This window comes from Clostridium sp. DJ247 (genome assembly GCF_014231265.1).
Genome location: NZ_JABAIW010000021.1, coordinates 21,421 through 33,256 on the forward strand (window position 1 = coordinate 21,421; position 11,836 = coordinate 33,256).

Annotated in this window: 11 protein-coding genes; 2 read left to right on the forward strand and 9 right to left on the reverse strand. The window is 30.6% G+C overall.

The window, feature by feature from the left end:
* Nucleotides 1-89 precede the first annotated feature (89 nt).
* The gene (deoC, locus tag HGI79_RS10305) at nt 90-749 is read right to left on the reverse strand and encodes a deoxyribose-phosphate aldolase (protein ID WP_185650614.1); all 660 of its coding nucleotides are present in this window, start codon (nt 747-749) and stop codon (nt 90-92) included.
* Between the two features lie 608 nt (nt 750-1,357).
* Here deoC and HGI79_RS10300 point away from each other — a divergent pair.
* Nucleotides 1,358-1,762, forward strand: coding sequence for a hypothetical protein (locus tag HGI79_RS10300; protein ID WP_185650615.1), 405 nt, complete (start codon nt 1,358-1,360; stop codon nt 1,760-1,762).
* A gap of 36 nt (nt 1,763-1,798) precedes the next feature.
* On the opposite strand, the gene HGI79_RS10295 is transcribed toward HGI79_RS10300, so the two are convergent.
* Nucleotides 1,799-4,339, reverse strand: coding sequence for a calcium-translocating P-type ATPase, PMCA-type (locus tag HGI79_RS10295; RefSeq protein WP_207725757.1), 2,541 nt, complete (start codon nt 4,337-4,339; stop codon nt 1,799-1,801).
* Nucleotides 4,340-4,706: 367 nt separating this feature from the next.
* Between HGI79_RS10295 and HGI79_RS10290 the strand changes: the two genes are divergently transcribed.
* Nucleotides 4,707-6,347, forward strand: a complete 1,641-nt coding sequence (locus HGI79_RS10290; protein ID WP_185650616.1) for a putative manganese-dependent inorganic diphosphatase — start codon at nt 4,707-4,709, stop codon at nt 6,345-6,347.
* Between the two features lie 404 nt (nt 6,348-6,751).
* Here the strand turns inward: HGI79_RS10290 and HGI79_RS10285 are convergent, their stop codons facing one another.
* The 7 genes from HGI79_RS10285 to HGI79_RS10260 all read right to left on the reverse strand — a co-directional run bounded on the left by HGI79_RS10285 (nt 6,752) and on the right by HGI79_RS10260 (nt 11,823).
* Entirely contained in the window at nt 6,752-7,213 is a 462-nt protein-coding gene (locus HGI79_RS10285; protein WP_185650617.1) for a hypothetical protein, read from the reverse strand.
* A 484-nt stretch (nt 7,214-7,697) separates the two neighbouring features.
* Nucleotides 7,698-8,489, reverse strand: coding sequence for a flagellar hook-basal body complex protein (locus tag HGI79_RS10280; RefSeq protein ID WP_185650618.1), 792 nt, complete (start codon nt 8,487-8,489; stop codon nt 7,698-7,700).
* Nucleotides 8,490-8,739: 250 nt separating this feature from the next.
* The gene (locus HGI79_RS10275; RefSeq protein WP_185650619.1) at nt 8,740-9,519 is read right to left on the reverse strand and encodes a flagellar basal-body rod protein FlgG; all 780 of its coding nucleotides are present in this window, start codon (nt 9,517-9,519) and stop codon (nt 8,740-8,742) included.
* Nucleotides 9,516-9,638, reverse strand: a complete 123-nt coding sequence (locus HGI79_RS23235; protein WP_278046699.1) for a hypothetical protein — start codon at nt 9,636-9,638, stop codon at nt 9,516-9,518. Before HGI79_RS23235 ends, HGI79_RS10275 begins: the two co-directional genes overlap by 4 nt.
* Nucleotides 9,639-9,715: 77 nt before the next feature.
* Nucleotides 9,716-10,375 carry a hypothetical protein gene (locus tag HGI79_RS10270; RefSeq protein WP_185650620.1) on the reverse strand — a complete coding sequence of 220 codons (660 nt, stop codon included), beginning with the start codon at nt 10,373-10,375 and terminating at the stop codon, nt 9,716-9,718.
* A gap of 37 nt (nt 10,376-10,412) precedes the next feature.
* The gene (locus HGI79_RS10265; RefSeq protein ID WP_185650621.1) at nt 10,413-11,144 is read right to left on the reverse strand and encodes a FliA/WhiG family RNA polymerase sigma factor; all 732 of its coding nucleotides are present in this window, start codon (nt 11,142-11,144) and stop codon (nt 10,413-10,415) included.
* Between the two features lie 4 nt (nt 11,145-11,148).
* Nucleotides 11,149-11,823, reverse strand: a complete 675-nt coding sequence (locus HGI79_RS10260; protein ID WP_185650622.1) for a flagellar brake protein — start codon at nt 11,821-11,823, stop codon at nt 11,149-11,151.
* Between the last annotated feature and the right edge of the window lie 13 nt (nt 11,824-11,836).

Consider the following 11,836-nt stretch of genomic DNA (forward strand, 5'->3'; position numbering starts at 1 on the left):
AAATTATATTTAGGCACAAAAATTATAAAAAATAAAAAGATACCTACAAATTTATTTAAAAATATGTAGATATCTCTTATTATTGATTATTACTTAGCACCTTCACATATGTCAATAGAAGCTGATGCACCTATTCTAGAGGCACCTGCCTCTATTAGAGCTTCTGCTTGTTGGAAACTATGTATCCCACCAGATGCTTTAACCCCTATATTACTACCAACAGTTTCTCTCATAATTCTTATATCCTCTATAGTAGCACCATTAGTTGAAAATCCCGTTGAAGTTTTTACATAATCTGCCCCTGCTTCTTTTGACAACTTACATGCTGTAACTTTCTCTTCCTGGGTTAAAAGACAAGCTTCAATTATAACCTTTGTTAACGCTTTTCCTTTAGCTGTATCTACTACGGCTTTTATGTCATTTTTTACATATTCATAGTCTTTATCTTTAAGTTTTCCAATATTAATAACCATGTCAACTTCCTGAGCACCATTTTTTATGGCATCTTCCGTTTCAAATGCTTTCACTGCAGATGTTGTAGCTCCTAGCGGAAAACCAATAACAGTACAAACCTTTACTGCACTTCCTTTTAACATTTCACAAACTAATGATACATGACATGGATTTACACACACTGAAGCAAAATTATTCTCTAACGCTTCCTTGCAAATCTCTCTAACCTTATGTTCTGAAGCCTCAGGTTTTAAGATCGTATGATCTATAATTTTTGCTATTTCTTGCTTTTTCATATTTAATCCTCCATTAATATATATTTTTTATAGTAGCTTGCGGAATTTCACAAGCATTGATTTGTATAACTTTTTTACTGTTAGGCTTTTATCTTTTCTTAGTTTATACTTAAGTTATTATATTAAATTATAGCACTGATATAAAAATATTAGTTATAAACTTCTAAATAAATATTAGTCTTAATCGCACAATAAACATATGTAATTAATATTTAAATTTTTAACCTAGACTTTATTTTATAATAGTAGTTAAAAACTTACAAGATATATTAGGTTATTAATTTACCTATAGAGTTCCTTGTCCAAAATTCAAACTTATATTCAATTCAACCAACGACTTATCAATGGTAATTGATAAGTTGATCCAGACTGTGATACGAGTTTATCAAAGGTTCTTAGATTTTCAGAAACACGAACTTTAGATTGATTAAAATGTTTTCATTATTTAAATACATCTAATAGAGTTTACAGGGAAAACTATAACAAAAGTACCTCATTATATTTTAAAATGAATAATACTATGTTATAATATACATAAAATTCTATCTGTAATTTCTGCTGAATACTCAGCATTCTATAAAATAATTTAACGTAAAGGAGTTATCTGCATGAGCTTTAAAGAAAAAATTGCGCAATACTACACAAAATCCTACTTAAAAAAATATGGTGATAGACTTACACAGCTACAAGGTACAGTAGTATCTGTAAAGGTTACTGAAAAAACTCTCCTTTGGATATTTAATAAGTTAAGTGTTACAATTCTAGTAAGACCTGAAAGAAGTAAAACTGTAATTAAATGTACTTATATTAGAAATAGATGGTTTAAGAAACCCGAATTTATAACAATAAACCAAGGTAATTTAGTTTTAGTTCAAGGACTTAAAGGTAAGAAAGGAAAACAAAATAGCGAGCAAATAGAGTTAATGAATATTAGAAATATGACTACTAAAAAGGATTTAGTCCCAATTGAAGGTAAGCCTCAAAGAGTTCAAAAAATACAAAGAATCAAATAAAATTAGAATTGCAGATGCAATTCTAATTTTTTTACCCTATTTAAAATATAAATATAGACTATTTACTAATGCAATGATTCCAGAGAAGAATATTACTATTCCCCACTGTCCTGCATTAAGTGCTGTAGTGTGGAATACGCCTTGCATAAATGGAATATAAAGTACACACAAAAGCATACTAATAGAAACAGCTACAGCTCCAACTAAATATGGGTTAGTAAATAATTTTATTTCAAATATAGAATGCCTTTCTGATCTACATTCAAATACATGTATTAATTGAGATATTATTAGTGTAGACAAAGCAAGTGTTCTGCAAGTTATTAAATTATAACCATAATATCTACCTGCAATAAATGCAAAAACCGTACAAACACCTATAAGCGATCCTCTTACAATTATTCTTTCACTGAGCCCTCTGGCAAATATACTTTCATTTTTAGGCCTTGGCTTTCCACTCATTATATCTTCATCTGCAGGATCAACGCCTAAGGCTATAGCAGGAAGTCCATCTGTAGCAAGGTTAACTAATAGAATCTGTATAGGAAGAAGAGGAGTATCTAGATAAAAAAGTGATGCTAAAAACATAGTTAAAACTTCTCCTAAGTTGCAAGAAAGCAAATATCTAATAAATTTTCTTATGTTGTCATAAATTATTCTTCCTTCTTCTACAGCTGATACAATGGTAGCAAAGTTATCATCTAAAAGTATCATTGAAGAAGCTTCTTTAGTTACATCTGTTCCCGATATACCCATTGAGATTCCGATATCTGCTTCTTTTACTGCTGGTGCATCATTTACCCCATCTCCAGTCATTGCCACAATTTTGTTTTTAGTTTTAAATGCTTTAACTATTCTTAACTTATGGTTTGGACTTACTCTTGCATAAATAGAAATCCCATCTACTTTTGATGCTAGTTGTTTATCGTTAAGTTTATCTATTTCCTCACCTGTTATAACTTCAGATTGATTCTTACATATATCTAATTCCTTTCCTATAGCAAAGGCAGTATTCTTGTGGTCACCAGTTATCATAACAGGTCTTATGCCAGCTAGTTTACATTTTAACACTGCATCTTTTGCTTCTTTTCTAGGCGGATCTATTATTCCTGCAACTCCTATAAATATTAAGTTCTCCTCTAAATTCTTTCCTTTAACTATTCCTTTATCCTTATAAGCAGCTGCTATACATCTTAAGGCATTGAAGGACATAGCCTCTACAGCTTTAAGAACTCTGTTTCTGTAATCTGATGTAAATAATTTTACTTCTCCTTTTTCTACAATATATTTGCACTTATTTATTATTCTCTCTGGAGCACCCTTTACATAGCAAGTTTCTTTCGTTCCTTCTCGCATGATTACAGACATCATTTTTCTATCTGAATCAAAGGGAATATCATAAACTCTTTTGGCTTTATTCAAAAATTCATTTAAGTGCGTACTATCCTTAAAAAAAGCTTTTATCAGAGCTGTTTCTGTAGGATCCCCAAACAAGCTTTTTGCAATATTATTTTCCTTATAATCAAAATTACAATCATTACAATATGTAAAAGCTTTCTTTAATAACAAGTTGTCAGGTGCCAATTCTCTATCTATATAGTAGGATCTACTATGAAAAAACATAGCCTTTACCGTCATCTTGTTTTCTGTTAAAGTTCCTGTCTTGTCACTGCAAATTATTGACGTGCACCCTAAAGTTTCAACTGCAGGTAGCTTCCTAATTAAAGCATTTCTCTTTAACATTCTAGAAACACCAAGAGCTAGAGCAACTGTAACTATTGCTGTTAGTCCTTCAGGTATTGCAGCTACGGCTAAACTTACTCCAAGTAGAAACATTTCGTATTTGTCTTGTCCTCGACCTATACCTGTTAGAGTAACCACAAAACAAATAACAATACAAAGTACTACTAATATCTTTCCAAGTGAATTAAGCTTTTCTTTAAGTGGAGATCTCTCATTCTCAATATTTTGAAGCATTCCAGCTATTTTTCCCATTTCAGTTTTCATACCAGTTTCGATAATTCTGCCTTTCCCTTTTCCTGTCAAAACTATAGTTCCCATAAAAATCGAATTATTTTTCGTTGTTGAGCTTTTTTCAACACTAACGGATTCCCCTGTTAAAAGAGATTCGTCAACCATAAAATTACTATCCTCTACAATCATACAATCCGCTGGAACTCTATCGCCGCTTTCAAGTATAATCAAATCTCCTATTACTAATTCCTCTGCACTTATTACTTTTACCACGCTGTTTCTTATTACTTTTGCAGTAGGAGCAGCCAACTCTTTTAGTGCTTCTAAGGATTTTTCAGTTTTATACTCTTGTATAAATCCTAAGAATGCATTCATTATAATTATTATAATGATAGTTATTGCATCAGCCTTTTCTCCCATAAACCCAGATATCAGTGTAGCAGCTATAAGTACCCAGGTTATAAAATCGTTAAACTGGGAAAGAAATATTCCAATTGGAGATACTTTTTTCTTTTTTTCTATTCTGTTTGCTCCATATTTTTTTAATCTTCTTTCAGCTTCTGCTTGAGTAAGCCCACTTTGCAAATCCTTTTCATTAATCAAATTTATCCCCCCTAGCTATTTATTATTTTACTCATCCATTACCATCTGGCCATACTTCTCCACAGATCATACAAGTTTTAAAGTTATATAATACAGTAGATGTATAGTAGTGGATATAACTACTTATTTATAGCAGTTATTAAATTTTTTCTTTACTAATTAAATATATGAACTGATACTGTAATATTATGAAAAAATCTTATATGTAAAAATTCATTTAACCTAGGCATCTGAAAACTAAAAATAATGGCTATATACTTGATTTTTATGATAAAATATGTTTGATAAAGCAAAAGTATTGTATATAATATATATATATATGCTTAGATATAATTTACTTTTAGTATAAATTTAGGAGGAAACCATAATGAATAATGTAGTATACATAACAGGGCACAAAAATCCAGATACTGATTCTATTTGTTCAGCCTTGTCTTATGCAGAACTTAAAAATAAAACTGGTGTAAATGCAGTTCCTATAAGACTAGGAAAAATAAGCAAGGAAACTCAATTTGTTCTTGACTACTTTGATGTAAAACCACCAATGCTTGTAGAAACTGTAAAGACTCAAATAGCAGATTTGAAAATAGATGGAATAACACCTATATCTGCTGACACTTCATTAAAAGCAGCTTGGTCAATAATAAGAAAGAATGATGTAAAAACTTTACCAGTAGTGGATAATGAAGATAGCTTAATCGGAATAGCGTCTCAATCAAACATAACATCTAGTTATATGGATATATGGGACACTAGTATAATTGAAAAAAGTGGTGCAAAACTTGAAAATATACTAGAAACTCTTTCTGCTAAATGCATCTATGCTTCTGAAAAAGAACCAAGGTTTACTGGAAAACTAGTTGTAGCAGCAATGCAACCAGAAAGTGCTGAAGAACTAATTGAAGAGGGTGATCTTGTAATCTGCGGCAACAGAGAGGATGCCCAAAATGTAATACTTGATTGTAAAGCTTCTTTAATGATAATAACAGGTAATCATGCTGTAAGTGATTCAATAATCGAAAAAGCTAAGAATATTGGTTGTTCAATAATAGTAACACCTTATGATAGCTTTACTACATCAAGATTAATACCTCAAAGCATACCTGTTAGTTACGTTATGACTAAAGAGAATCTTATATACTTTAAAACTGATGATCTTATTGACGATGTAAGAGATATAATGTTAAAAACAAGATTTAGAAGCTATCCTGTAGTGAATTCAGAAAATCAGGTTGTTGGGAATATATCTAGATATCATTTAATATCTGAAAATAAAAAGAAAGTTATTCTTGTAGACCATAATGAAAGAGCTCAATCTGTTCATGGTTTAGAAGACGCAGAGCTTTTAGAAATAATTGACCACCATAGAATAGCTGATATTCAAACAGGGTCTCCAATATATTTTAGAAATGAACCTGTGGGATGTACTGCTACAATAGTGGGTTCTATGTTCTTTGAGAATGGTATAAGACCATCTGCAAAAATTGCTGGTCTTTTATGTGCTGCTATTATTTCTGATACATTATTATTTAAATCTCCTACTTCAACTGATAAAGATAAAGCTGTGTTAGAAAGATTAGCAAGTATAGCTAACATTGATCCAGAGAAATTTGCAAAAGAAATGTTTAAAGCAGCTTCTTCTCTAGAAGGAAAAACACCTGAAGAAATACTTAATCAGGATTATAAAGAATTCGCTTTAAATGGTATAAAGATTGCTGTAGGTCAAGTTTCAACTATGGATATTGAAGGCTTTAAGCCAATAAAGAAAGATATTATCGATCTAATGGAGAGCAAATGTAAATCTGAAAACTTAGGTTTAGTTTTACTTATGCTTACAGATATACTAGATGGCGGTTCTGAATTAATTATAACGGGAGAATATAAAGACCTTGCAGCTGGAGTATTTAATGTAACTCTAGAGGAAAGCTGTGCTTATGCACCTGGCGTTATGTCAAGAAAGAAACAAGTTATACCACCTTTAACTACTGCTATGGCAGCTCTAAAATAATGAAAATTTAAATTATACGTAGAGATATGTTACCAAAACTGAAAGCACATTTAAAAACTTTTTTATCAGTCTTAGTGAAGTGTTTTAGAAAATCTTAGAACCTTATATATGTTTGAGCGTAGCGAGTTTATATAAGGTTCTTAGGTTTTCATTATGAAACTACTCTTCCTTTCGTCAGAGTAGTACACACAGAGTAAGCGACCATATCAAAATCACAGATTTTGATATGGTCGCTTAACCGATTCGCACAAAATCACAGATTTTGGCTCTCTGCTTAAACACAAACTTTAGACTGATTAAAAGTTTTTAACGTGCTGAAGTTTGGTAACATATCTTGGAGTATAATTTAAATTTTCATCTTAAAGCCCAATAATATGGTTGTTTTAAAACTAAATTTTATATTTTTAATCTTCTATTTCGCTTATATCAACAGTTCTCATCTTAATGTTTTCAATATTTCCTTGCCATAGGTTTTGTTCAACAGCATAGTTTATGTTTTCATTAGAAAAGTCTACTGTTTCTTCTCCTACTGAATCAAAAGATTGTCCATTTCCACTACTTATATTAGCACCATCTGAATATTGTTGCGGATCTTCTGTATGATCGCATGGACATTTATATGGATCAGTTGCTTTCATTCCTTCTACTTCAGTCATATCAGGATACATTCCAAAAGGCTGTACTCCTTGAAAGTCTGGAGTAGGATTAAATTGACCAGGCATTTGACCTGGAAAACCCATAACTTGCATATTAGCCATTGGGCACATCATTGGACACGCCATTCGATACATGTATAAACTATTCATAAATGGACAGTTATGTTGCATATTGGCTTCTGTATATTTTCTATAACAGTTATTATCCATATTAATCCCTCCTATAAACATATAATATATCAATATATTATATGTTTATACTGGTCAAATGTTTACACAAACTAGAAATTAAAACAAAAACACACTAGATAAATTACAGGTAACCATGCCCGAAATTTAACTTATACTCCAGTATATATTGCCATGTTTCGTCACGTTAAATATTTTTAATTAGTCTAGAGCTCAAATTTGAGAAAAATCTAAGAACTTTGATAAACTCGCTATGCTCAAACATATCTAAAGTTCTAAGATTTTTTCTCAAATTTTCGCTAAGACTAATAAAAAATATTTAAATGTGACCTCAACATTGGCAATATATACTTACGCATAAGTTAAATTTAAGTTGTAGTTACCTTTATAGATTTGGAACTTTTAAATTTAATTTATGTAGCATAGCACAATCTAGTAATGTGCTAGGTGAAATAAATTAAATTTAAAAGTTCCGTACCTATAATTTATCTAGTGTGCAAAAATTTTAGCGCCCCTTCATGCTGTTTATAAGACCCCACATCTCATCTCCAGTTTTCATTGCCCTAGAGCCTAATTCAAAGGCTCTTTGAGCTACAATCATATCTGTCATTTCCTTGCCTACATCTACATTGGAATCTTCTAAAAATCCTTGCATTATGTTTGTATCAGTTGTTCCATTCATTTGCGTTTGAGCATTAGGTACGTATAAATTTTCTCCAACAGAAGTTAAAGAATCTTGTCCTATAGGACTATATGTATTTATATTTCCATAAAGTACACTGTTACTATTATCATTTACATATATTTCACCACTTTGTTTAACTGCAAAGTTATCTGATGTAAAAACTTTTCCAGAATTAAACATATCAGAACCCTCTTGTGTAAAAGCTATGTCCAATCTATTACCATTTTTATCAACAATATCTCCATTATTATCTATATTAAATGAACCTGCTCTTTCATATGCCTTTGACCCATCTGGCAATGTAACTCTAAAATATCCATCTCCGTCAATAGCTAAGTCAGTTTTAACTCCTGTATCTCTTAGAGTTCCTTGAGTGGTATCTCTAATCCATTGTCCAGCCTTAACTCCAGTTCCATTTAAAATCTCATTTTTATTATTATCATTAGTAGGGTATCCTGTTCTCTTTAGGTTTTCATATACTAAATCTTGAAAACTTACATTTTCTTTTTTATAACCTACAGTATTAACGTTAGCAATATTATTAGAAATACTATCTAATTTTTGCTGTTCAGCATTCATAGCACTTCTTCCGTTCCAAAGAATCCTTAACATAGTTTAACCACCTTTGTATACACATAATAATTTTATCCCATAGTCAATTGCCGCTAATCCCCCTATTTCTTCAAGGGTTGAGCTTAGTAGTACTAATCTCTTGAATTCATTGAAGTTTCACTTTATCCGATGACTACCCGCTCTAATACTCCCATCTTCTCCAAAGTGGGAGTAAAGAGCGGCTGCGTCCCTGGATTCGTTCAGCTAAGAATCAGTTGAGGTCAAAACCTCATCTGATTCAAGTTTCACTTTATCTTACGCTGCCTACTTCATTTACAGCCTTTCCTAAGGTATCATCTAATGATTGAATAATTTTTTGATTTGTTTCGAAACTTCTCATAGTAGTAATCATGTCTGACATTTCATTTATTATATTTATGTTGGATCTTTCCAAAGAGTTTTGTCTAACTGTGGAGTTAACTTCCGTTGGATTAGTTCCTGCATATAAGTTATCTCCAACCTTTTTTAGATTCTTATAATCCCCAAAGTCTACAGTATATAATTTGTACATTTTAACATTGTTAACACTTATGTTACCATTAACATCACTAGTAATTTTGCCATTTCCAACGTTTATTGGTTCTAATTGATTCGTTTGAAGGTTTCTAGCAATAACTATATCTCCTGAATCATTTACTAAAACCCCATTCATATTTACATGAAAATGACCATCTCTAGTATAATACTCAGTATTATTAATGCCGTCATTTCTTTGAACCGTAAAAAATCCTTTTCCTTTTATAGCAAAGTCTGTTGGTTTATCAGTTGATTGTATCATACCTTGGGTAAAATTAGTATTTACAGAATCAACTTCACTTCCTAAGCTTAAGGATCCTATAACATTCTTTACGTTTTTTCCCCCAACTACTTTATCATAGTTTTGGAGTAATACATCATCAAACCTTTTAATGGATAAGTTGTCCCCCTTATAACCAACTGTATTAGCATTTGCTAAATTATTGGTTATAACATCTTGTTTTGCTTCTTGTGTTATCATGCCTGATACTGCAGTATATAAACCTCTTATCATTTGCCCACTCCCTTATTATTTATCACTTTAACTTCTTCTGGATAAACCATTCCCATAGATCTAGCTTTATCTTCTACTTGACTTTTACTCACTTGGTAACTTATCTTACTTCCAATCATAAGACCTGTAGATATAATAATTCCTATTCCAATACCTATTAATAGTTTTTTATCACTTAGGAAATCTATTAATGCTTTTATTTTATATATAATTCTTTTATTAATAGTACTTCCCCCTTACCTATACCTATAATCTTAGATATTTCATCTACAGACAGGCCATCCTCTAACATTTTGGTTATTTCCTTTATTTTTATATTATTATCAGTCACCTTGTTATTTTCGTATTTTTTTTCATTATTTTTTATAGTATTCTCTACATTTTTATGTATACTTTCCTTAGCACTAATATTTAACTTTTTATCCTTACTCATATCTCTTGATTTTTCTATTTCATTATTACTGTTTATCTCTATGTCTTTATTTATATTATAACTTATATCATTTTGATTTTTAAATTTTGTACTACTATTTATATCACTATCATAATTACTTAAATTTTTATGTTCATCTTTAGAATCCTTATCTATAGACATTTCTTTATGTACAAGTTCTTTTTTAGAATTATTACTTTCTATGACACTAACCTTATATTTTAAAGTCTCAATTTCCTTTTGAAGCTCTAAAATTGTCTCCGCAAATTCCTTCCTAATCTGTATAATTTTAACATCATAATCCTTTATGTCTTTTTCCTTAACATCAAGTGTTTCACTGAACGAGTTTTTACTTCTCTTGATAGCATTAATATTAACTACTATAAGCAGTATTCCTATTGTCAAAAGTGCTATTTCAGTCATGCTTCCTCCTTAAATAGATATGTAACTATTATATTTATTAATTTTCTATGTACTTGAGTTTACCCATTGCTTTCCTTAAGTGTACTATTGCTCTGCTATGAAGTTGGCATACTCTTGACTCTGATACACTTAATATCTTACCAATTTCTTTTAAGGTTAAACCTTCATAATAATATAAAGATAAAACTGTTTTATCTTTTTCGTTAAGTAAGTCTAGGGCTTTAGTAAGATATTCTAACTCTTCTTTTTCTTCAAGGGTTTTTTCAGGACTTGGACTTTTATTATCTTCTATAGTTCCCATCAAAGAAATATCGTCATCCTCTGAAAAAATAAGATCTTCTAGTGACACCACTGATATATAATTTATGTATCCTTCTATTTCCATCATTTCTTTTATTGTTATTTGGAGTAATTTGGCTATTTCATCATCTGAAGGTTCTCTTCCCAATTCCTTTTGAAGTTTTTCTACAGCATCATTGTATCTATTTAGTTTGTCCATTGCACCTTTAGATATAGGACTGTTTCTTCTAAGCTCATCTATCATAGAACCTTTTATTCTTATAGATGCATAAGTAGAAAACTTCATACCTCTATCTGCATCAAATTTGTTTATTGCATCCATAAGTCCAATCATTCCATAACTAACTAAATCTTCATACTCAATATATTTAGTTTTCCCTATTATTACTCTTGATGCAATATATTTAACTAACGGTATATACTTTTTAACCAATTCTTCCTTTACATCTAACTTACCTGCTAAAGCCATAGCGCTAATCCCCCTTCGCTCCTTTCTTCATCTGCTCTCTCATAGTTGCAAAGACCAAACCTATAATAGTCTCTCTACTTTTTTGATCTAAGTCTATAAAGCTTAACCCACAAATAAATTTAGGAATATTTTTATCATTCTCTATTCTTACAATTTTTCCTCTTATTGTTAAGTTTTCTTGTGGTAGTGAAATTGTAACTAATAATATATCTCCATAGTTAACTTTTGTCTCAAAACTTCTATCCACTGCCAATCTCATACCGCCGCCACTTATATCTAAGGAATATGCATCAAAAAACTCAATTTGATTGTTATTTATATTTTGTATATTCTTATCTTGAAATACAGTTGCACAATATACATTTAGCATTAAAGGTACTCTAACAAAACCTCTTCTTTGCATCTTATTCACTTTATCTGGTATCTTTAACATAATTAATAATATTTTTTCTATCTTTCTGCCTATTACAACTGTACTAAATTTATATACGTCATTACCAAAGTAGTATGTAGCCCTTACACTTTCACCTTTTTTTAAAGGCAGGTATTGACCATTATTTACAGGTATACTTATACCTATATAATCATCATTTACATCTTGTATAACGCTTTTGTAAACTCCATGTTCCAATTCGATTTCAATTTTTTTATTTACTTCAAACACCATTTTGTTACTCATATAGACTTACCCC